Source organism: Serratia sp. 2880STDY5682894, assembly GCF_001537385.1.
In the GTDB taxonomy this organism is placed as follows: domain Bacteria; phylum Pseudomonadota; class Gammaproteobacteria; order Enterobacterales; family Enterobacteriaceae; genus Serratia; species Serratia nevei.
Genome location: NZ_FCJA01000003.1, coordinates 146,680 through 165,658, shown reverse-complemented (window position 1 = coordinate 165,658; position 18,979 = coordinate 146,680). Strand labels below are relative to the sequence as shown.

At 62.2% G+C, this 18,979-nt stretch carries 24 protein-coding genes; 11 read left to right on the top strand and 13 right to left on the bottom strand.

Annotation, left to right across the window (positions count from 1 at the left end):
• The first annotated feature begins 45 nt into the window (after nucleotides 1–45).
• Entirely contained in the window at nucleotides 46–480 is a 435-nt protein-coding gene (locus tag AWX27_RS09090) for an Lrp/AsnC family transcriptional regulator (RefSeq protein WP_060421217.1), read from the top strand.
• Here AWX27_RS09090 and dinG read toward each other — a convergent pair whose 3' ends face one another.
• The 4 genes from dinG to AWX27_RS09070 form a co-directional block, all read right to left on the bottom strand.
• Nucleotides 481–2,679, bottom strand: coding sequence for an ATP-dependent DNA helicase DinG (dinG, locus tag AWX27_RS09085; protein ID WP_033637643.1), 2,199 nt, complete (start codon nucleotides 2,677–2,679; stop codon nucleotides 481–483).
• A gap of 66 nt (nucleotides 2,680–2,745) precedes the next feature.
• A complete protein-coding gene (locus AWX27_RS09080) occupies nucleotides 2,746–3,138 on the bottom strand; it encodes a tautomerase family protein (RefSeq protein WP_047728244.1) in 393 nt (130 codons plus the stop codon).
• Complete coding sequence (locus AWX27_RS09075) at nucleotides 3,128–3,460, bottom strand: carboxymuconolactone decarboxylase family protein (RefSeq protein WP_049200944.1); 333 nt, start codon at nucleotides 3,458–3,460, stop codon at nucleotides 3,128–3,130. Before AWX27_RS09075 ends, AWX27_RS09080 begins: the two co-directional genes overlap by 11 nt.
• 124 nt (nucleotides 3,461–3,584) lie before the next feature.
• On the bottom strand, nucleotides 3,585–4,241 hold the full coding sequence (locus tag AWX27_RS09070; protein ID WP_060421214.1) for a glutathione S-transferase family protein: 657 nt from the start codon (nucleotides 4,239–4,241) through the stop codon (nucleotides 3,585–3,587).
• 241 nt (nucleotides 4,242–4,482) lie between these two features.
• On the opposite strand from AWX27_RS09070, the gene ompC reads away from it, so the two are divergent.
• The 3 genes from ompC to AWX27_RS09055 all read left to right on the top strand — a co-directional run bounded on the left by ompC (nucleotide 4,483) and on the right by AWX27_RS09055 (nucleotide 7,466).
• Nucleotides 4,483–5,580 carry a porin OmpC gene (ompC, locus tag AWX27_RS09065; protein ID WP_038880563.1) on the top strand — a complete coding sequence of 366 codons (1,098 nt, stop codon included), beginning with the start codon at nucleotides 4,483–4,485 and terminating at the stop codon, nucleotides 5,578–5,580.
• Nucleotides 5,581–5,760: 180 nt separating this feature from the next.
• A complete protein-coding gene (locus tag AWX27_RS09060) occupies nucleotides 5,761–6,612 on the top strand; it encodes a GNAT family N-acetyltransferase (RefSeq protein WP_060421211.1) in 852 nt (283 codons plus the stop codon).
• A gap of 17 nt (nucleotides 6,613–6,629) precedes the next feature.
• Nucleotides 6,630–7,466, top strand: coding sequence for a 5'-nucleotidase, lipoprotein e(P4) family (locus tag AWX27_RS09055; protein WP_060421208.1), 837 nt, complete (start codon nucleotides 6,630–6,632; stop codon nucleotides 7,464–7,466).
• 375 nt (nucleotides 7,467–7,841) lie between these two features.
• Here the strand turns inward: AWX27_RS09055 and AWX27_RS09050 are convergent, their stop codons facing one another.
• From AWX27_RS09050 to AWX27_RS09020, 7 genes are all read right to left on the bottom strand, one after another.
• On the bottom strand, nucleotides 7,842–8,225 hold the full coding sequence (locus tag AWX27_RS09050) for a GNAT family N-acetyltransferase (RefSeq protein WP_230200978.1): 384 nt from the start codon (nucleotides 8,223–8,225) through the stop codon (nucleotides 7,842–7,844).
• Nucleotides 8,226–8,290: 65 nt separating this feature from the next.
• A complete protein-coding gene (locus AWX27_RS09045; RefSeq protein WP_060421203.1) occupies nucleotides 8,291–8,809 on the bottom strand; it encodes a GNAT family N-acetyltransferase in 519 nt (172 codons plus the stop codon).
• 2 nt (nucleotides 8,810–8,811) lie between these two features.
• Nucleotides 8,812–9,381 carry a helix-turn-helix domain-containing protein gene (locus AWX27_RS09040; RefSeq protein WP_060421201.1) on the bottom strand — a complete coding sequence of 190 codons (570 nt, stop codon included), beginning with the start codon at nucleotides 9,379–9,381 and terminating at the stop codon, nucleotides 8,812–8,814.
• A 69-nt stretch (nucleotides 9,382–9,450) separates the two neighbouring features.
• Complete coding sequence (locus tag AWX27_RS09035) at nucleotides 9,451–9,762, bottom strand: AzlD domain-containing protein (protein ID WP_060421198.1); 312 nt, start codon at nucleotides 9,760–9,762, stop codon at nucleotides 9,451–9,453.
• Nucleotides 9,759–10,469 carry an AzlC family ABC transporter permease gene (locus AWX27_RS09030; protein ID WP_060421195.1) on the bottom strand — a complete coding sequence of 237 codons (711 nt, stop codon included), beginning with the start codon at nucleotides 10,467–10,469 and terminating at the stop codon, nucleotides 9,759–9,761. Before AWX27_RS09030 ends, AWX27_RS09035 begins: the two co-directional genes overlap by 4 nt.
• Before the next feature lie 71 nt (nucleotides 10,470–10,540).
• Entirely contained in the window at nucleotides 10,541–11,389 is an 849-nt protein-coding gene (locus tag AWX27_RS09025; protein ID WP_049200955.1) for an AraC family transcriptional regulator, read from the bottom strand.
• 30 nt (nucleotides 11,390–11,419) lie between these two features.
• Nucleotides 11,420–12,874: an MFS transporter gene (locus AWX27_RS09020; RefSeq protein WP_060421192.1), complete on the bottom strand. Its 1,455-nt coding sequence runs from the start codon at nucleotides 12,872–12,874 to the stop codon at nucleotides 11,420–11,422.
• 103 nt (nucleotides 12,875–12,977) lie between these two features.
• Between AWX27_RS09020 and AWX27_RS09015 the strand changes: the two genes are divergently transcribed.
• From AWX27_RS09015 to AWX27_RS25295, 4 genes are all read left to right on the top strand, one after another.
• Nucleotides 12,978–13,631 (top strand): helix-turn-helix transcriptional regulator, encoded by a 654-nt coding sequence (locus tag AWX27_RS09015; protein WP_060421189.1) that lies wholly within the window; start codon nucleotides 12,978–12,980, stop codon nucleotides 13,629–13,631.
• 178 nt (nucleotides 13,632–13,809) lie between these two features.
• Nucleotides 13,810–14,304 carry a DUF2878 domain-containing protein gene (locus AWX27_RS09010; RefSeq protein ID WP_049200960.1) on the top strand — a complete coding sequence of 165 codons (495 nt, stop codon included), beginning with the start codon at nucleotides 13,810–13,812 and terminating at the stop codon, nucleotides 14,302–14,304.
• Nucleotides 14,305–14,413: 109 nt separating this feature from the next.
• Nucleotides 14,414–15,334: a drug/metabolite exporter YedA gene (yedA, locus tag AWX27_RS09005; RefSeq protein WP_060421187.1), complete on the top strand. Its 921-nt coding sequence runs from the start codon at nucleotides 14,414–14,416 to the stop codon at nucleotides 15,332–15,334.
• 106 nt (nucleotides 15,335–15,440) lie between these two features.
• Nucleotides 15,441–15,617 (top strand): hypothetical protein, encoded by a 177-nt coding sequence (locus tag AWX27_RS25295; protein ID WP_016928550.1) that lies wholly within the window; start codon nucleotides 15,441–15,443, stop codon nucleotides 15,615–15,617.
• Here AWX27_RS25295 and AWX27_RS09000 read toward each other — a convergent pair.
• The gene (locus AWX27_RS09000) at nucleotides 15,605–16,516 is read right to left on the bottom strand and encodes a LysR family transcriptional regulator (RefSeq protein WP_060421184.1); all 912 of its coding nucleotides are present in this window, start codon (nucleotides 16,514–16,516) and stop codon (nucleotides 15,605–15,607) included. The genes AWX27_RS25295 and AWX27_RS09000 overlap by 13 nt on opposite strands.
• Before the next feature lie 98 nt (nucleotides 16,517–16,614).
• Between AWX27_RS09000 and AWX27_RS08995 the strand changes: the two genes are divergently transcribed.
• The 3 genes from AWX27_RS08995 (at nucleotide 16,615) to AWX27_RS08985 (ending at nucleotide 18,186) form a co-directional block, all read left to right on the top strand.
• Complete coding sequence (locus AWX27_RS08995; RefSeq protein ID WP_060421181.1) at nucleotides 16,615–16,980, top strand: toxin-antitoxin system TumE family protein; 366 nt, start codon at nucleotides 16,615–16,617, stop codon at nucleotides 16,978–16,980.
• A complete protein-coding gene (locus tag AWX27_RS08990) occupies nucleotides 16,980–17,360 on the top strand; it encodes an HVO_A0114 family putative DNA-binding protein (RefSeq protein ID WP_078062023.1) in 381 nt (126 codons plus the stop codon). Before AWX27_RS08995 ends, AWX27_RS08990 begins: the two co-directional genes overlap by 1 nt.
• A 106-nt stretch (nucleotides 17,361–17,466) precedes the next feature.
• Nucleotides 17,467–18,186 carry an SDR family oxidoreductase gene (locus AWX27_RS08985; protein ID WP_060421178.1) on the top strand — a complete coding sequence of 240 codons (720 nt, stop codon included), beginning with the start codon at nucleotides 17,467–17,469 and terminating at the stop codon, nucleotides 18,184–18,186.
• 6 nt (nucleotides 18,187–18,192) lie between these two features.
• Here the strand turns inward: AWX27_RS08985 and AWX27_RS08980 are convergent, their stop codons facing one another.
• On the bottom strand, nucleotides 18,193–18,954 hold the full coding sequence (locus tag AWX27_RS08980; RefSeq protein ID WP_080432947.1) for a phosphate/phosphite/phosphonate ABC transporter substrate-binding protein: 762 nt from the start codon (nucleotides 18,952–18,954) through the stop codon (nucleotides 18,193–18,195).
• Between the last annotated feature and the right edge of the window lie 25 nt (nucleotides 18,955–18,979).

Below are 18,979 nucleotides of genomic sequence, written 5' to 3'. Positions count from 1 at the left end.
CTTTTTCTCGTAGCTATAATAAAGAAAATACCTAACGGAGGCGTTATGGATGATATCGATCGCCAGATCCTGACTTTTTTGGCGCAGGACGCGCGCGCGTCGTTGAAGACGCTGAGCGCGCAGGTGGGGCTGTCATCGCCGAGCACGTCGGAAAGGCTGCGGCGGCTGGAGGAAAGCGGCGTGATCCAGGGCTATACCCTGAACGTCAATCTGCAGGCGGTGGGCTACGCCTTCGAGTCACTGGTGCGTATCAAGCCGCTGCCGGGCATGCTGAAGAAGGTTGAACAGCTGATTCAGGCGATCCCGGAAGTGGTCGAGTGCGATAAGGTGACCGGCGAAGACTGCTTTATCGTGCGGCTGGTGGCGCACTCGATGGAACAGCTCGACCACACCCTCGATCGGCTGGCCGAGCATGCGCAGAGCAACACCTCGATCGTGAAAACCACGCCGGTCAAACGCCGCCTGCCGCCGCTGCTCTGATTAACGCCGCCGCTTGCGGGCAAACGGGTTGCCGCGCTTCTTCTCTTTTTTGGCCGCGTCGGCGGCGGATTTCAGCGCCGCCAGATGCGCCTTGTCGGCCTCCGGCACCGCGCGCTGTTCGATCGGGAACACCGGCAGCGACGCCAACAGCCGCGAACCGTAGTTTTTGGTCAACAGCCGGCGATCGTAGATCACGATCTCGCCGTAGCATTGGTTGCTGCGGATCAGGCGGCCGACCTGCTGGATCAGGTTGAACGAGGCGCTCGGCAGGCTCTGCACTTCGAACGGATAGCGCTTCAGCGATTTCAGCCACTCGCCTTCGGTAATGATCACCGGGCTGTCGATCGGCGGGAACGCAATTTTGTGAATGTGTACCTGGGTCAGCAGCTCGCCTTTCAGATCCAACCCTTCGGCGAACGATTGCAGCCCCACCAGCACGCTGGCGACGCCCTTCTCCACCCGCTTGCGGTGCTCTTCCACCAGCCGGTAGCGCGGCTGGTCGCCCTGCACCAGCAGCATCAGCCGCAGATCGGTCACGTAGCTGAGGAAAGTCTGCATCGCCCGGTGGCTGCTGAATAGGATCAGCATGCCTTTGTGTTTGCCGCTCGCTTGCTCGGCGCGGAAACATCGTGCCATCTCCTCAAGGTGCTCCGCCTCGTTGGCGAGCGCCGGTTCGTAGCGCATTTGCGGAATGACAATCTTGCCCTGTTCGACATGATTGAACGGCGAAGAGAGCGTTTCGAAGCGATCGCCGGCCTTCTCGCTCAACCCGCTCATCTCCTGCAAACGCGCGAAGCTGTTCAGCGAACGCAGCGTGGCCGAGGTGACCACCACGTGCGGCACCTTGCGCCACAGCAGCTTCTCCAGCTGGTCGCTGACGCGGATGCCGACGCAGTGCAGGTAGAGATGGGTAACGTTATCGCGCAGCTCGCGCGTGACCCATTTGGAGATCGGCGCGTTGGACGACTTGTCGAGCGCCGCCAGCCGCCACAGCTTGCTCATCGCTTCCAGATAGCCCAGCGTGCGGCTCATCTGAATGATCGACCGGTGCAGGCGCACGATGTCATGCTTGCCGGTCTGCTCGGTGAGATCGTTAAGCACGAACTCCGCCAGCCCGCGCAGCGCATCGGTCAGTTTGAACAGCCGCGCGCAACTCTCCACCATCTCCGCCGGCAGCTCGCCCATTTCAAAACGGTGCTCGGCTGCCACGCTGTCGCCGGGCAGATAGGCGCTGACCTGATGCTCGAAGATCTGCACCAGCTCGCGCAGCTCCTCACAATGGTTCTTCAGCCGCTCGCTGTTGGCCAGCCCCGGCGGATTCTTCGGCCGGTACTGCGTCATGCACTGCTCGACCTGCCGCACGATCATGTCCAGCTGCAGGTTGGTCGACAGCGCGGTAATTTCCCCGTCGATCTCCAACGCGTCGCGCGCCACCTCAGGCAAATGGTGGCCTTCGTCCAACACCAGCAGCAGCTCTTTCGGGTTCGGCAGCACCGACTCCGTCTCCAGTGCCGCCATCACCAGAGCGTGATTAGCCACCACCACGTCGGCGCTCTCGATCTCTTTGCGGGCGATATAGAACGGACATTCGCGAATATAGTGGCAGTTGCGCCCCAGGCAGTTGGCCTTGTCGGTGCTCAGCTTGGCCCACAGCGGATCGTCGATGCTTTGTTGATAGTGATCGCGCAGCCCATCCCACTCGAAGCGAGCCAGCGCCTTGGTCAGCTTCTGGCACAGCGCCTGCTCTTCGCCGCTGGACGGCGCCAGCTCGTCGTCGAGGAACAGCGTCAGATCGCCCTGTTGGCTGACGTCGGTGCTCATCGCCGCCAGGTTGCGCGGGCACACGTAGCGCCCGCGGCCAAAGGCGCCGGTAAATTTCAGATCGGGGATAATCTTCTTCAGCAGCGGCAAATCCTTGCTGTAGATCTGGTCCTGCAGCGCCACGTTGGCGGTGCTGACCACCAGCGGTTTGCTCTCCGCCCGCCCGACGGCGATGCCCGGGATCAGGTAAGACAGCGTTTTACCGACGCCGGTCGGCGCCTCGATCGCCAGATGGCGCGGGTAGTCACCGGCCAGCGTCTTCGCCACCTCGGCGATCATCTGGCGCTGGGGCGCGCGGGAAATAAAATCCGGTATTTGCTGCTGCAGGGCTTTGTACCACTGGCCAATCTGATCTTTAACTGCGGAGGAGAGCGCCATTCAACTCTTATCTAAACGAAATGATGGCGCTATTGTCCCACAGACCGCCCGCGGCGTCAGCCCGAGTTACGTCTGCGGATCGATCATCGAGGCGCGCCCGGCGCTGAACGACCACTCGTCCAACTGGGTGGTGGTGATCACCACCATCACATCCTCGGGGCGCAGCCGCAGGTTTTCCGCCAGCAGCGCCGCCAGCCGCCCGTAGAAACGCCGCTTGGTGTCGGTGTCGCGCGGCCGCCCGGCGGTGATATAAAACAGCACGAAATCCGCGCTGCGCGGCCCGCCGAGATAGTCGCGATCGTAGATAAGCTCACCGGGGCGGTATTGATCGATCACCTGAAATTTATCCGTCGGCGGCACCTCAAAGGCCTCCACCAGCGCCTGATGCAGGCTGTCGGACAGGGTTTGCAGATAGTCGGCGGACTTGCCCTGATGCAGGGCGATACGGCTAAACGGCATGATTGGCCTCCTGTTCCAGCTCGCGCAGGCGCGCCACGGCCGACGCCGCCGCGGGCCAGCCGGCGTAGAACGCCAGATGGGTGATGAGCTCGGCCAGCTGCTGACGCGTCACGCCGTTGCGCTGCGCCAGCTGCAGGTGAAACGGCAGCTGTTCCACGCGGTTGAGCGCCACCAGCGCGGCGACGGTAATCAGGCTGCGCTCGCGCGGGCTCAGCGCCGGCCGCTGCCAAATATCGTCAAACAACACTCGGTCGCTGAGCTGCGCCAGCTTGGGGGCAATATCGCCGAACGCCTGTTGCCCGGCCTGGGATTCTGATGGCATCACACTCTCCTGTCAGTTGCGGATAGCCTTACGCTACCCGCCGCCGCAGCGAGTGAAAATCGGGATTTTCGGCAGTCTCGGTTCAGAAAAACGGGAGGGTTCCCCGCCGGGCGGCGGGGAGGATTCAGGATTCCAGCGGGGCAACGCCGTCGAACTGCGCGCTCAGCAGCGCATTCAGCTCCGGCCGCTGTTCCACCCGCTCAGCGATGGCGTACAGCTGCGGACAGTGTTGCCGGAACCACGCGCGGCCCGGCCGCCAGTGGCACATCACCGCCACGTACAGATCCAACGCGCTGAAGCTCTTGCCGAGAAACCACGGGCCCGCTGCGCCGGCGGCGGCGTTCAGCTGCTGCAATAAACGCTCGCGATAAGCCATTACCGCGTTTTTCAGCTGTTCCGCCCCCGCCGCCTGCGGCTGCCAGCGCTGCGGATGGTCGGCATAGGTGAAGGTGGGGTAAATCTCCGCGTTGATGAACAGCAGCCAGCGCAGAAAACGCGGCAACAGCGGCGAACCGCCGGGCGGCGCCAGCTCGGCATGCGGTGCGCGATCGTGCAGCAGCAGAATAATCGCCGCACTCTCCGTCATCACTTCGTCATTGGGCAACACCAAGGTGGGCACCTGACCCAGCGGGTTCAGCGCCAGCAGGCGATCGCGCTCCGGGCCGTCCTGCGTGTAGTCCACTTCCTCATAGCCCCAGGGGAAAGCGGTCAACGCCAACGCGGCGGCCACGATCGTCGAGCCGCAGCCCTGCGTACCGAACAAAGTATAAGTATCGTGCATGATTCCTCCCGCAGCGGAACAAGGTATCGGTAACTGTAGACCAGCCGCCGACCGTCGGCTGAAGAAAAAATTCACCCTTTGCGCGACTTTTTTAATCGTTCGACATGAAAATGAATTTTTTGTCATAAATAGATCACATTACTACGGTAAAAATTCTCCGCCGCAAACAATCAGGCGGCACAGTAAAACAGCAATGCAACTGATGATAAGCGTCTTTCAATCGAATAAAGCAGGGTAACTCATGAAACGTAATCTTCTGGCCGTTATTATTCCGGCACTTTTACTTGCGCAAGCGGCACAGGCAGCAGAAATCTACAATAAAGACGGCAACAAACTCGATTTTTACGGTCGTGTGAAAGCCCTGCATTATTTCTCCGATGATGCCGGCAACGACGGTGATAAAACCTACGTCCGTATCGGCTTTAAAGGCGCGACCCAGATTAATGACATGCTGACCGGTTACGGCCAGTGGGAATATCAGATCGCCGCCAACCATTCTGAATCCGACGGCACCAAAGACACTAAAACGCGTCTGGGCTTCGCCGGTCTGAAATATAAAGACTTCGGCTCTTTCGATTACGGTCGCAACTACGGCATTATTTACGACGTCGGCGCCTGGACGGATATGCTGCCTGAATTCGGCGACGATGCTTACGTCAAGACCGACAACTTCATGAACGGCCGCACCAACGGCGTTGCCACCTACCGTAATAACAACTTCTTCGGTCTGGTTGACGGCCTGAAATTCGCCGTGCAGTACCAGGGCAAGAACGAAAACGACGGCCGCTCCGCCAGCAAGGCGAACGGCGACGGTTGGGGCCTTTCCTCCAGCTATGAAATTATCGACGGCCTGAGCGTGGGCGCCGCCTATGCCTCTTCCAACCGTACCGCCAGCCAGAAAGCGGGCACCTTCGGCAAAGGCGACAAGGCCGATATCTGGGCCGCCGGTATGAAATACGACAACAACGATGTCTACCTGGCTGCCACCTACTCGGAAAGCCGCAACATCGCGCCTATTTCCGGCACGGCCACCATCAATAACCGTTCCACCTCCGTCAGCGGCTTCGCCAATAAAGCGGAAGGCCTGGAACTGGTTGCGCAATATCAGTTCGATTTCGGTCTGCGTCCATCGCTGGGCTACGTTCAGCAGAAAGGCAAAGATATTGAAGGCATCGGCGATGCCGACCTGGTGAAATATATCGATGTCGGCGCGTACTACTATTTCAACAAGAACATGTCGACCTATGTCGATTATAAAATCAACCAGCTCGACAGCAATAACAAGCTGGGTCTGAAAGACGACAACGTGATTGCCGTCGCCCTGACCTACCAGTTCTGATGTGATGAATGAATAACCACCACTGCAAACTTTAGCGTCACTTGATACCCAGAGTTTTATTTCGCCGGGCGGCTGCGTCCGGCTTTTTTGTTTTTATTTTCCCGCCAACGAATGCCCCCCGCTTGCCTTGCAAAACAAACGGGTCTACATGTATAGCTTTCCCCCCGAGCGGAATCAGCCATGCATAACGACGGACGCTTCGACTACCACAACGCCCTGCGCTACAGCAGCGACGAGCTGGCAAACATCCTCAACCACTGTTTTGAAAACTACATCGTGCGCTTCGTGCTCGACGGGCCGACCTTCGCCGCCCGCTTCGGCGCTGAGGATCTCAGCCTGAACGACAGCCTGATCGTCACCCACCGCCATGAACCGGTGGCGGTGGCGCTGATCGCCCGCCGCGGCCGGCACAGCCGGGTTGCGGCCTTTTCCGTGCGCCCGGAGATGCGCGGCCAGGGGCTGGGCAAGGCGCTGATGCAGCGGCTGGTGGCGGATGCCCGCCAGCGCGGCGACCGACGGCTGTCGCTGGAAGTGATCGAAGGCAACGAAGCCGCGCTGGCGCTGTATCATCGCGCCGGGCTGCGCATCGTGCGCACCCTGACCGGCCATCAGGCGCCGGCGGAAGCGCCGCCAGGCACGGCGGCGCTGCAGGCAGTCGATCCGCTGACCGTCAGCCATCGCCTGACGGCGGAAGGCGCCACCGACCTGCCCTGGCTGATCGCCCCCGAATCGCTGTTCAAGCTGCCGGGCAAACCGCAGGCCTATACGCTCAATCGTCAAGCCTACGCCGTGGTGATGCCCGGCGCCGAGCACTGCTGGCTGCGCCTGATCTACGTGCCGCCGCAGCACCGCGGCCAGGGGCATGCGCGCGCCTTGCTGGCCGCCCTGCAAACGCGGTTCGCCCCTTTGCCGCTGACCGCCAACGTCTTTGTGCCCGAGGTGGCGGCCCCCTTCTTTACGCATCTTGGCTGGCGGCAGGATCCCCTGCGCCAGTTCGAGATGGATATGCTGCTGGACAGCCCACAAGAATAAAACCGAGAGAGATAACGATGGCAGGAAAACAGGCAAGGAAACTCACCCTCGGCGCGGCGGTCGGCGTCGCGCTGCTGACGTTGGCCGGTTGCGCGCAGCCGCCGCACACCGACGCCCAGGCCCAGGCCCAGCAACGGCTGGCGGATCAGTCGGTGCTGGCGGTGAACTGGTTCCAACAGTCCGGCGAATACCAGGCGCTGGCGCATCAGGCGTTCAACAGCGCACAGCGCGCCTTCGATCAGGCCAAGGCCGCGCCGGGCCGTAAAAAGGCGGTGGTGGTCGATCTGGATGAAACCATGCTGGACAACAGCGCCTACTCCGGCTGGCAGGCGCAGCAGGGCCAGCCGTACGACGGCGCCACCTGGGCCCAATGGACACAGGCCGAACAGGCCGGCGCGGTGCCGGGCGCGGTGTCGTTTGCCCGTTACGTTAACACCCATCAGGGGACGATGTTCTACGTATCGAACCGCAAGCAGAGCGAGTACGCCGCCACGGTGGCCAACATGCAAAAGCTCGGTTTCACCGGCATGTCTGAAAAGACCGTGCTGCTCAGCACCGACACCTCCAATAAGCAGGCGCGCTTCGACGCCATCAAACAAGCCGGCTATGACATCGTGGTGTACGCGGGCGACAACCTGAACGACTTCGGCGCCGCGACTTACCACCAGGACAATGCGCAGCGCCGGGCATTCGTCAGCGAGAACCAGGGCAAGTTCGGCACCGAATTCATCGTGCTGCCCAACCCGATGTACGGCGATTGGGAAAGCGGGCTGGCCCGCGATTACAACAAACTGGCGCCGCAGCAGAAGCTGCAGGTGCGCCAACAGGCGATCAACGCCTGGCGCGGGCGCTGATTCAGGAATAGGGAGAAATGCCCCATATAACCTAATATATTGTAAGGGATTAACAGTGCATGCCGCCAAACCAATGGGGACGTTAGTTCGGCGGCATGAACATGAAGAAATACGTATGCTCAAATTTTAAGTTGCGGGTATCAGAAATGTGAGAAATCGGTATCACACCCTGTGAGCCAATCCAACAACGCTTCCCGGTGAAGCAGCACTTTCACTATCCTTTCAGCAATATCAGAGTAGTTCATCCTTTAATTCTCTCGATTTTAACCGCCCGAAAACCGTAGCAGCATCCCCTCTTTGATTTAATTTGGCCGTAACCTAAACAGCAAAGCACGGCTCTTCAATGTCAAATGGCTATGGGGACTTGCCACATCATTACAGAACTTTTTCGAAACAGACCGCCTGCGGGTTACCTCGATAACGGCCATAGTTTTCACGTATCCGATACCCCTGAGCCAGATAAAACTTGATGGCGCGCAGGTTCACTCTTCGAGTTTCCAGCCACAGTTGGCGATACCCCAACCATCGAGCCTGTTGTTCCAGAGCATGCAATAATTTACGACCAATACCATTACCAGGCTCGCGTACATACATTCGTTTTAACTCCGCAACGCCAGAAGTTAATCGACGCAGCGCCCCACAAGCTACGGCTTCATCGGCAGCATTGCGTACCAACATAAAACAACCTCCATCCGCTTCTATAGAAGCTGGATCAAACGAGGACGTACCGCTATCGCCGGTGATTTCAGCCAGTTGCACCGACAATTCCGCCATCAGCGCCAACGCGTCTGAGCTATCGACTTCACTTAATAGTATTCGAAGCCTCACAGCAGTTTGTACATATAGCAGGTGGCTTCCAACGCCCCGCCGTCGCTGGCGCGGGCGTACTGTGGGATGTCACCTGCCGCTTCGAACCCCAATTGGCGGTACAACCCCTGCGCCGCGCTGCCGCTCAGGGTATCCAGCACCAACAGGCTGCGGCGATGACGCGCCGCCAGCGCCTGCACTTCCTGCATCAACAGCCGCGCGACGCCCTGCCGCCGCGCCTGCGGGTGCACCATCAGCTTGACCACTTCCGCCCGGTGGCGGCCATTGTCCGGCATCGCCAACAGCAGCTGCACGGTGCCGACAGGCCGACCGTTCGCGAGCGCCACCAGCATCGCGCGCTCTCCCCGCGCCAGGGCCGGCAGCAACCCCTGCCAAAACGCCCGCGCCTGTTCCAGCGTAAAAGGCATGACAAAACCGATGCTGGCGCCGTGCGACACGCTGGCGTGCAGCATTTCGGCCAGGTCGGCCATGGCGTTGTGCGCCGCGTCGGCGTCCCACTGTTGTAATTCAATCATGGCTATGGCCTGCAGATAACGAGCGTGTAATGGGCCGGCTCATCGCCGGGAACATGGAAACGGGAAGCGCCGAACAGGCGGTAGCGCAGACAATCGCCGGGCGCCAGCTGGAAAACACGCCCTTCCAGCGTCAGATCCAGCTGCCCGGACAGCAGCCAGAGGTGATGCTCCAGCGCCGGAATCGACGGCAGGTCGTAATCGATCTGCGCGCCGGCATCGAGCCGGGCTTCGATAAATTCGGCCTTGTACAGCGCCGCAGGCGGGGAAACGGAACGACGGTGAAAACCGCTGGCGCGATCGACCCATACCGGCTGTTGCGGCGGCCGCAACAGCTCCGGCGGTTCGTCTTCGATTTCGCTCAGCAGGCGCGACATGGTCAACCCGTAGGCGGCGCACAGCCGGTTCAGCAGCGACGCCGTCGGGCTGGTTTCGGCGCGCTCCACCCGCGAGAGCGTCGCCCGGCTCAGGCCGGTGCGCTGCGCCAGCTCCTCCAGCGACCACCCCTGCTGCTGGCGCAAATCCGCCAACCGCTGCGCCAACCTCAGGTCGGCCGTCTCCAAACCGTTATCCATCGCTCACACTCCGCCGCAAAATCCCATATAAGAGAAATAATCTCAAATTAGAGATATGGCAAGCGAATTTTAAAAAATGCCGCGCAGCGCGATAAATATCAGCAGGCTCAGCAACACCACCGCCAGCATGTTGCGCAGAAAGAACGCCAATATCACCGCAAACACCGCCCCCCACAGGTAAGGGTTATCCGGCGCGGCGCGCAGCTGGTCGCCGCTGAAGGCGATAATCGGCCCGCAAATGGCCGTCAGCACCGCCGGCACGGAAAAGCTCAGCAGCGTTTTAACGCGCGGCGATATCCGCAGCGGCAATCCCGGCGCCAAAAAGCAGTAGCGGTTGAAGAACACCACCAGCCCCATCAAGACTATCGTCAGCCAGATCATCGGCGCCCCCCGCTGCACAGCAGCCCGACCAGCATCGCCGTCACGGTGGCGATCACCAGTGCGCCTGGCGTTTGGAAATGGTGCAACACGATGGAAAGCAGCAGCGCGGTCAGCACGCAGGCCAACACCGGCAGGCTGCGCACCAGCGGCACCACGATGGCGATAAAGGTGGCGGCGATGGAAAAATCCAACCCATAACCGTCCAGATCCCCGGCGCTGCCGGCGGCTACGATGCCGAGCAGCGTGGAGAGAAACCAGCACAGGTAAAAAGTCAGCCCGGCGCCCAGCGCATACCAGCGGTCGAAACGCGCCGGCGCCTGTTCGCCGGTCAGCGCAAACAGTTCATCGGTGAGCAAGAATCCCAGGGCCAGCCGCCAGCGTAACGGCAGCGGCGCAATGCGCTCCCGCAGCCGCAGCGCATAGAGAAAATGCTGGGCGGTGACGAAAAAGGTCGACAGCAGGATCGCCAGCAGCCCGGCGCCGCCCTTGATCATGCCCATCGCCACCAGCTGCGCCGCCCCGGCGAACACGATGGCCGACATGCCCAGCCCCTGTGCCGGCGTCAGGCCGTTTTGCAGGGCCATCGAGCCCGCCAGTATGCCCCACGGCACCACCGCCAGGCACAGCGGCAAGATCGCCACCCCACCCTGCAGAGCGGGGCGCAAGCGGGCAGACGGCGGCGTGATGAGGGGGATTGAATCAGTCATGGGCTTCTCCTTTGATTGAAGAAGCCAGCTTACGGCGCAGGCGCACACGGGTATTGCACCCGATTGCCCGGTTATTTCAGCGATTTGACGTAGTCGCCCGGCGTGATGCCCATCGACTTGCGAAAATGGCGGTGGAAATGGCTTTGATCGTGAAAACCGCAGCTCAGCGCGCTGTCCAGCACGCTGCTGCCGGCCTTCAGCATGCCGCGCGCCTTGCGCAGCCGCGCCTGAATTTGATAGGCGTGCGGCGGCAGACCGGTGGCCTGCTGAAACTGCCGCAGCAGGTAATAAGGGCTGAGCGCCACTCGCTCCGCCAGCTCCAGCAGCGAAATGTCCGCCTCGGGGAAATCGTCGAGAAAGGCTTTCACCCGCGCCACCTGGCTTTGCGCCCGGCTCTGCGGCGTGGGATCGATGCGGCTTTTGCCGTGCCGCAGCATCAGCCAGGTCAGCGCCGAGAACACCATGGTCTCTTTCATCAGCCGGTTCTCATCGCTGCGCAGCAGGCTGAACGCCATCCGCAGCTGGCCGGCCAGGCCGACGTCGTGCACCACCGGGTTGGGGAAATAAGGCGTCGCGCCGGCGCCGGTTTTCAGATCGCGCGACAAAAACGCCAGCAGCTCCGGCGTCGGGTACATCGCCTGATACGACCATCCCTCTTCGGTGGCGGAGCTGCCGGTGTGGATGTCGTCGGCGTTGACCAGAATGATGCTGCCCAGCGGCGCCACGTGTTCGCCACCGGTGCGGTAGAAACGCTGGGCGCCGTCGTCGATGACGCCCACGCAGAAGCCTTCATGGCTGTGGCGCGAGAAGGTTTGGCGGCGGTAGGTGGCCTGCAGCACTTCCAGCCCGCCGAGATCGTCGACGTGCATGAAATGGGCCTGTTCCCGGGATGCTTTGCGCGCTGCGCCTTCCACCTTCATCTTGCCTACCTCCGCTGAATGAGCGCCATTCTAGCACTCACGCGAGGGCGGGGTTTGTACAAAATTGCCCGTCTCGGCGCCCGGCGGCGCGATCGCCGCGCAGCGCCAGGCGCTGAACACCGCCAGCAGCGGCGCCAGCGCGAACGCCAGGAACAGCCAACGCGCCGCCGACGCCGCGCCCACCGCCCCGCCCGGATCGTTCAGCCCCGCCAGATTGGCCGTCATCCCGGCCAGCGCCGCCCCGAACGCGGTGGCGAACAGCTGCACCGTGGTAATGGAAGCGCCGGCGATGTCTTTGTCCGCCTCAGGCGCCACCTGCAAAATGCGCGTCAGCAGGTGCGGCCAGCCGAAACCGATGCCGAATCCCACCAGCAACAGCGCAATGACGATCGGCGCCAGCGCCTGCCAGTGGCCACCGGACGGCACCGGCATCAGGATCGCCAGCGCCAGCAGCCCCACCAGCACAAACAGCGGCCCGCTGACGATCGCCCGGCGAATACCCGCCCCGCGCCAGCCGGAGCTGAGGATCTCGGACAGCGTCCAGCCGGCGGCCATGGCAGCGGCGATATAGCCGGAGATCAGCGGCGACTGGCCGTGCAGCAGCTGCAGGAAATACGGCACGAAGATCTCGCTGGTCATGCCGATCACCAGCAACGCGGTCGTGATGTAGAGCGCCGCCAACGATGATCCGCGCCGCAGTGCGCCGTGCGGTAACAGACGGGCTCTCGAGTGCGCTTCACGCTTCAGCAGCCAGGCCATCAGCAGCAGCGAGAGCGCGATGCCCGCCAGGTTGATCCAGGCGCTGTGCGCCAGGCTGCCGGCGGACACCACCAGCACCGCCACGGTCAACAGCAGCAGCTGGGCGGCCGGCAACGGCGCGGCCGCCTGCTGCGCTTTGCCCTTGGGCAGGATCAGGAAGGTAAACGCGGCGTACAGCGCCATGATCGGCAGCAGAATGCCGAAGGCCCAACGCCAGGCGTGCAGCTCGGCGAAAATGCCGCCCACCGCCGGCCCCACCAGGGTGGCGATGCCCCACATCGCCGAGATGAGCGCCATGGCGCGCGGCCACAATTGCTGCTCGAACACCAGGTTGATCATCGCGTAGGAGAGCGCAAAGATCAGCCCGCCGCCGAAGCCTTGCACCGTGCGGCCGATCAGCATCACCGGCATGCTCGGCGCCAGCGCACACAGCGCCGCCCCGGCGATGAAGAACAGCGAAGCCACCAGATAGGCGCTGCGCGCGCCGTAGCCGCTGAGCAAGCGGGCCGACAGCGCGGAGCCGAGGATCGACGCCACCACGAACAGCGTGGTGTTCCAGGCGTAGAGATCCAGCCCGCCGATATCCTGCACCACCGAGGGCAGAATGGTGGTGGCGACCAGAATATTGATGGCATGCAGCGCTACGCCGAGCGAAAGCGCGATCGCACTGGCCGCATTTTTGCCGGAGAAGAGGTCGCTCCAGCGGCTATCGTCATGGGTTATCACGGTTGTCGTCCTGTTTTCAGAGGAATGGCATTGAGTTGGTCATGAGATTGCGTTAAATTTAACAAGAGATATCTTGGAATAAGTTAGGGCGAGGCGGAGAAATATGTCAAGAATAAACTTGGAAAATAGCGGCAGCACCGCACAATCGGTCAGTGACCGCTTGCTGACGCTATTGAAAACCCGCGGCCCGCAGCAAGCTTCTGACGCAGGAAAGGTGCTCGGCACCACCGGTGAGGCAGCCCGCCAGCAGTTCGTCAAGCTGGCGAAAGAGGGACTGGTCGAAGCGGTGGCGGAAACGCGCGGCGTGGGCCGCCCGGTGCAGCTGTGGCATTTGACCTCGGCTGGCAACGCGCGCTTTCCCGACACCCATGCGGATCTGACGGTGCAGCTGCTGCGCACCGTGCGCGACAAGCTGGGCGAACAGGCGCTCGATGTGCTGATCGAGACCCGCGAGCAGGAAAACCGCATCAACTACAAGCAGGCGATGATCGGCGCCGCCGATCTGCAGGAGCGCGTGGCGCGCCTGACCGAGATCCGTTGCCGCGAAGGCTATATGGCCGAATGGCGCCAGGAAGAGGACGGTACCTATCTGCTGGTGGAAAATCACTGCCCGATCTGCGCCGCCGCCACCGTCTGCCAGGGCTTCTGCCGGGCGGAGTTGAGTATCTTCACCGAAGTGCTGCAGGCGCAGGTAGAGCGCGCCGAACACATTCTGGCCGGCTCGCGCCGCTGCGCCTACCGCATTTCGCTCCTGTAACACCGGTTTTTGCCCACGTTTTCAACCGGTACAGATTATTCTGCTTGTGCACCCCGCACCTTCCCTTCTAAGGTTGAATTAACGAACATTCAGGCAAACAGCGGGCCTCGCGCCCGCCCTGAGAAATCCGTCGGCGCCTGGCGCGCTAGCGGCAGAGTAACCCCACGGGAGTTGAACGATGAAGAAGCCGCATGCCGGATTCTGGCTGGCGACGCTGGGACTGGGCGTCTGCTGGCTGCTGGCGCTGCTGACTCGCGATCGGCTCAACGGCATACTGCTGGCCGGCGCGGCGCTGGCGCTGATTTTTACCCCCGCCGCCCGCCGTAAAGGCGCGGCCCTGGCCGCCTTGGGCGGCATCGGCATGGATGGGCTTTGGAGCTACAGCGGCGTGCTGCACTACAGCGGGCAACACGGCCTGCCGCTCTGGGCCATCGCGCTTTGGATCGGTTTCGGCTGCTGGTGGTATTGGTTGCTGGACGTGGTCAGAGCGGCCCCCTGGCCGCTGGCGGTGCTGGGCGCCGCCGTCGGCCCCTTCGCCTACGCCGTATCCTGGAAGCTAGACGCCTTGCTGCCCGGCGTGCCGCCGGAGTTCATGCTGCTGCTGCTGGCCGTCGGCTGGTCGATTTATCTGCCGGCCGTCAGCTGGCTGCAGTGGAAACGACGGGACAGCTGAACGGCGGGCAGCGGCCGGGAAAAATAATGCCGAAGGCCATTGCTTATCGGTTGCCCGATCGGGTTTACTGAGCGTTCTAATAATAATCATCCCTGCAAAATACAATCCTATGCTTAGCCAACCAAGCCGTAGCGTCCTGCCGTTGATCGGGGCGTTGTTCACGTTATATATCGTTTGGGGTTCCACCTATTTCGTCATTCGCCTCGGCGTCGCGCAGTGGCCGCCGCTGATGATGGCCGGCATTCGCTTTCTGACCGCCGGCATCGTGCTGTTCAGCTTCCTGGCCTGGCGCGGCCACGCGCTGCCGACGCCGAAGCAGTGGCTGGCCGCCGGCGTCATCGGCATTCTGCTGCTGGCGGTGGGCAACGGCCTGGTGACGGTAGCGGAGCACCAACACGTACCGTCCGGCATTGCCGCGGTGATGGTCGCGACGGTGCCGCTGTTCACCCTCTGCTTCAGCCTGCTGTGGGGCATGCGCAACACCAAACTGGAATGGGCCGGCATCGCGCTCGGGCTGGTGGGCATCGTGCTGCTCAACACCGGCAACAACCTGGTGGGCAACCCGACCGGCGCGCTGCTCATTTTGCTGGCGTCGGCCAGCTGGGCCTTCGGCTCGGTATTGGGATCGCGCATCTCGCTGCCGGCCGGGCCGATGGCCGGCGCGGCGGAGATGCTGGTCGCCGGCGCGGTGTTATTGGTCGCCAGCCGGCTGAGCGGCGAACACCTGACTCAGATGCCGAGCACCAGCGGCTTTCTGGCGCTGGGGTACCTGATCGTCTTCGGTTCGATGCTGGCGATCAGCGCCTATATGTTTTTGTTGAAGAACGTGCGCCCGGCGGTCGCCACCAGCTACGCCTACGTCAACCCGGTGGTGGCGGTGCTGCTCGGCATCGGCTTTGCCGGCGAATCGCTGGCGCCGCGCGAGTGGCTGGCGCTGGCGATCATCGTGGCGGCGGTGGTACTGGTGACGCTGGGGAAATACCTGTTCGCCCGCCCGGCCCGCGTGCAGGCCATCGACAGCGAACGGTAGCGATCGCAAAAGGCGGTCTGTGGGCCGCCGTTAAAAACGATTCTTGTTTCACCCGGTGAAGGGGCTATAATTCCCGCTGTTCCAAGCAACCTGCGAAATTATTCCTATGCTGAAAAAAGCGTTCGTCATCGTCATCGCCCTGTGCGCCTTCGGTTCTTTGGGCGGCGTATTTCTCGCCGGGCTGAACATCTACACCCGTTCTACTACCCCGCACGAAGAAAGCGCGCCTGCCGGGGATGCCGCCGCCACGCCGGCGCAAACCGAAACCCTTCAGGCCAAGTGATCGTCCATCCAACGCTGGCAGCGCTGCTGTAAAAAGCGCTGCAGCTGCCTGACGCGTTCCGACACCTGCGAGCGATGCGGGCAGACCAGATTGATCGGCACCGCGTCGCTGCGCCATTCCGGCAGCAGTTGCACCAGCCGCCCGGCGCGAATATCCGCCGCCACGTCGATCGCCGACTTGCGCACCACCCCGTGGCCGGCCAGCGCCCAGCGTCGCGCGATCTCGCCGTCATCGGTAAAATAGCTGCCGTTCAGCGGCACTTCGACCAGCTCCTCACCGCGCCATAGCCGCCATTCCACCTGCCGTTTGCCGCTGGGCTGATACACCAGAATGCTGTGCCGGGCCAGATCGGCCGGCGTTTGCGGCACGCCATGCCGCCGCAGATAATCCGGGCTGGCACAAATCAGCCGCCGGTGCTGCGGCAAAATAGGCAGCGCCACCAGCGAAGAGTCGGCCAGCGCCCCGAAACGCAACGCCACGTCCACCGGTTCGCGGAACAGATCGGCCTGCCGATCGTTGATCAGGAGCTGCAGCTGAATATGCGGATGCTCTTGCCGGAACTCGTCCAGCCAGCCTAACAGCAGATTACGGCCGAAATCCGACGGCGCTGAAATCTGCAGCACCCCAGACAGCCCCTGATGCTTTTCGCGGATCGCCTGCTCCCCTTCAGCCAACGCGCCCAGCGCCAGGCGCGCGCTGTCGAGATAGCGGGCGCCCTCCTCCGTCAACCGCAGGCTGCGGGTGGAACGCACTAGCAGCCGCGCGCCCAGCTGCTGCTCCAGCCTTTTCACCGCGATGCTGGCCGCCGCCGGCGTTATATCCAGCGCGCGCGCCGCGGCGGAAAAACTGCCGCCGTCCACCGTGCGGACAAACACCTCGAGATCGACAAATGAGGTCATGCGTTTCCCTTCTTGGAGAGCCGGTTTCACGGCGTAACGGGTTGACGATAAAACGCTCAATAGTTATGATTAGATCATAATAAATGGAGCTTTGATCAATGGATGAACACAATGGACTGGACTACATCCTTAGCCTGCACGGCACGCGGGTCAATCGTGAGGATGGCTATTGGTGGAAAATCGAGGCTTGGACGGTGACCCAAACGGCCTTTATCCCTCACGGCATCCGTTACAATTTGACCTTGCATGATAACCACAATACCCGGGTTTTTGGCATAGATAACGCGCATGCCATTAAAACCCCTCGCAAAGGTAAATTTTCAGGCCGCGTCGTTTACGATCACCAACATGACACCCCGACGGACAAAGGCTCACCCTACGAGTTTCATTCCGCCTATCAGTTGGTGGAAGATTTTTTTACCCGGATAGACGAAGTCATACGCAAGAGAGAAAACCGAGGTTGATGATGAAAGCACTGATTGGCGTGATGCCTGAAGAACTGATTCGCAAGCGCATACTGGCGATCGCGAAAGGGGAATACCAGCCGCAGGAACGTGAACCCAAAGTCTGGTTCACGTCGATGATTGCGCTGGCTCAGGTGCTCAGCAACGAGAATATCGCCCTGCTGCGTCTTATCGACACTGCCCGCCCCGAGACCATCAGCCAACTGGCCGAACTGTCCGGTCGGCAGGTCAGCAACCTGTCAACCACGCTGAAAACGCTGAGCGGGCACGGCCTGGTGGCACTGGAAAAACAGGGGCGCTCGGTAAAGCCCCGAGCGCTGTTTACCGATTTCGAAATTATCGTGGATCAGAAGTTAAATGCCCGCTTTAGCGCTGCGTGATCTTTAAAAGATATTAATAAGTGTTTGTCAGCAAGGCCAATTGTTAGGTCATTTTCAATCAGGAAAGATAGATCCCGTTGAAACTTACCCTAAAAGAGACCTTAACATGACGATTCCCGATTCCCCACTGAAACGACAAAAACTGGTGATCCTGGGCGGCACCAGCGGCATTGGCGCCGCGGTGGCCTACGCGGCGGCGGCGCGCGGCGCTGAAGTGGTGCTGGCTTCGCGCCGCCTGCCCCACGCCAGGGAGAAGAACGACGCGCTGCGCCTGATGCAGGCCGACCTGACCGATGAAGTGTCGCTGCGCGCGCTGTTTGCCGCCGTCGGCGCTTTCGACCATTTGGTGATCACCGCCGGGCCGCTGGTGGAGGCCAAGCCGCTGGCGGAGACTACCCTGGAACGGGCGCAGGCCGACTTCAACGTCAAATTCTGGGGCAGTTTGCGCGCGGTGCAGGCGGCGCTGCCGACGCTGGCGCCGCAGGGCTCCATCACCCTGACCTCCGGCCAGCTGTCGCGTAAATACCTCGTCGGTCAGCTGGTCAAAACCGCCATCAACGCCGCGCTGGAAGCGGCCGGCAAGCAGCTGGCGAAGGAGCTGGCGCCGCGGCGGGTGAACGTAGTCAGCCCCGGCATCACCGCCACCGAAGCCTACGACGGCATGAGCGCCGCGCAGCGTCAGGCGCTGTTCGAACGGGTTGGCGGCAGCCTGCCTGTCGGCAGGGTCGGCCAGGCGGCCGACGTCGCGGCGGGTTACCTGCTGGCGATGGAGAACGGCTTCGTGACCGGCAGCGTGATCGACATCGACGGCGGCGGCCTGTTGTAACGGCGGCTAGAGCGCCGTCACGCCCTGCGCGGCGGCCTGCTGTTCCAGCACAGTGATAATCTGGTAGGCCGAACGCGGCACCAGGCTGAAATCGCCGATCAGCAGGCGGTCGCTGACCGCCTCATCCAGCATCGCCCGGGCGCCGGCGCGCAGGATTTCCACCTGTTCCGGCGGCGTACCCGCCGCGGTGATCAGCGGCAGGCCGGGCACCGCCGCCGTGCGGCCGATGATTTTCAGCCCCTCCAACGCCTGCGGCTGCGCGCGACGCAGCAGTTCCATGCTGATCGAATCGATGGCGGCGATATCCGCCTGCCCGCTGCGGATCAGCTTCAGCGACTGATAATGCGCGCCGGAGGCCATCGCCGCACCGAAGAATTTCCCGTCCTGCGCCAACGGCGCGATCAGCGCGCGCAGGCCGTTGTAGCCGGACTGGGAATCGGTGCTGTTATAAGCCACCGTCCGGCCGCGAAAATCCGCCAGCCGTTCGCCGGGATCGCCCGCACGCACCACCAGCCAACTGCGGTAATTCGGCCCGTCGCACCCTTCAACCCGGTAATGGTAGGTGCCGATCAGCTGCACCTGCGACAGGGTGCTGACCAACGGATAACCGCAGGTTTGGCTGAGCAGCAGATCGTCGCGCCGCCAGTGCTGCGCCAGATCGTCCGGCCAGCTGAGCCGCTCCGGCGCCGCCGGCAGCCCCAGCCGCAGCAGCTTGTCGCGCAATACCTGCCAGAAAGATTCGGCCTGCTCCCGGCCAACGCCGTACATCGGTAGAGACACCTGCATCATTTCC

Bases quoted from the DNA above. Each gene is read 5' to 3' on its own strand.
- AWX27_RS09090 (WP_060421217.1), top strand. From the start codon at position 46: ATGGATGATATCGATCGCCAGATCCTGACTTTTTTGGCGCAGGACGCG.
- dinG (WP_033637643.1), bottom strand. From the start codon at position 2,679: ATGGCGCTCTCCTCCGCAGTTAAAGATCAGATTGGCCAGTGGTACAAA.
- AWX27_RS09080 (WP_047728244.1), bottom strand. From the start codon at position 3,138: ATGCCGTTTAGCCGTATCGCCCTGCATCAGGGCAAGTCCGCCGACTAT.
- AWX27_RS09075 (WP_049200944.1), bottom strand. From the start codon at position 3,460: ATGCCATCAGAATCCCAGGCCGGGCAACAGGCGTTCGGCGATATTGCC.
- AWX27_RS09070 (WP_060421214.1), bottom strand. From the start codon at position 4,241: ATGCACGATACTTATACTTTGTTCGGTACGCAGGGCTGCGGCTCGACG.
- ompC (WP_038880563.1), top strand. From the start codon at position 4,483: ATGAAACGTAATCTTCTGGCCGTTATTATTCCGGCACTTTTACTTGCG.
- AWX27_RS09060 (WP_060421211.1), top strand. From the start codon at position 5,761: ATGCATAACGACGGACGCTTCGACTACCACAACGCCCTGCGCTACAGC.
- AWX27_RS09055 (WP_060421208.1), top strand. From the start codon at position 6,630: ATGGCAGGAAAACAGGCAAGGAAACTCACCCTCGGCGCGGCGGTCGGC.
- AWX27_RS09045 (WP_060421203.1), bottom strand. From the start codon at position 8,809: ATGATTGAATTACAACAGTGGGACGCCGACGCGGCGCACAACGCCATG.
- AWX27_RS09040 (WP_060421201.1), bottom strand. From the start codon at position 9,381: ATGGATAACGGTTTGGAGACGGCCGACCTGAGGTTGGCGCAGCGGTTG.
- AWX27_RS09035 (WP_060421198.1), bottom strand. From the start codon at position 9,762: ATGATCTGGCTGACGATAGTCTTGATGGGGCTGGTGGTGTTCTTCAAC.
- AWX27_RS09030 (WP_060421195.1), bottom strand. From the start codon at position 10,469: ATGACTGATTCAATCCCCCTCATCACGCCGCCGTCTGCCCGCTTGCGC.
- AWX27_RS09025 (WP_049200955.1), bottom strand. From the start codon at position 11,389: ATGAAGGTGGAAGGCGCAGCGCGCAAAGCATCCCGGGAACAGGCCCAT.
- AWX27_RS09015 (WP_060421189.1), top strand. From the start codon at position 12,978: ATGTCAAGAATAAACTTGGAAAATAGCGGCAGCACCGCACAATCGGTC.
- AWX27_RS09010 (WP_049200960.1), top strand. From the start codon at position 13,810: ATGAAGAAGCCGCATGCCGGATTCTGGCTGGCGACGCTGGGACTGGGC.
- yedA (WP_060421187.1), top strand. From the start codon at position 14,414: ATGCTTAGCCAACCAAGCCGTAGCGTCCTGCCGTTGATCGGGGCGTTG.
- AWX27_RS25295 (WP_016928550.1), top strand. From the start codon at position 15,441: ATGCTGAAAAAAGCGTTCGTCATCGTCATCGCCCTGTGCGCCTTCGGT.
- AWX27_RS09000 (WP_060421184.1), bottom strand. From the start codon at position 16,516: ATGACCTCATTTGTCGATCTCGAGGTGTTTGTCCGCACGGTGGACGGC.
- AWX27_RS08995 (WP_060421181.1), top strand. From the start codon at position 16,615: ATGGATGAACACAATGGACTGGACTACATCCTTAGCCTGCACGGCACG.
- AWX27_RS08990 (WP_078062023.1), top strand. From the start codon at position 16,980: ATGATGAAAGCACTGATTGGCGTGATGCCTGAAGAACTGATTCGCAAG.
- AWX27_RS08985 (WP_060421178.1), top strand. From the start codon at position 17,467: ATGACGATTCCCGATTCCCCACTGAAACGACAAAAACTGGTGATCCTG.
- AWX27_RS08980 (WP_080432947.1), bottom strand. From the start codon at position 18,954: ATGTACGGCGTTGGCCGGGAGCAGGCCGAATCTTTCTGGCAGGTATTG.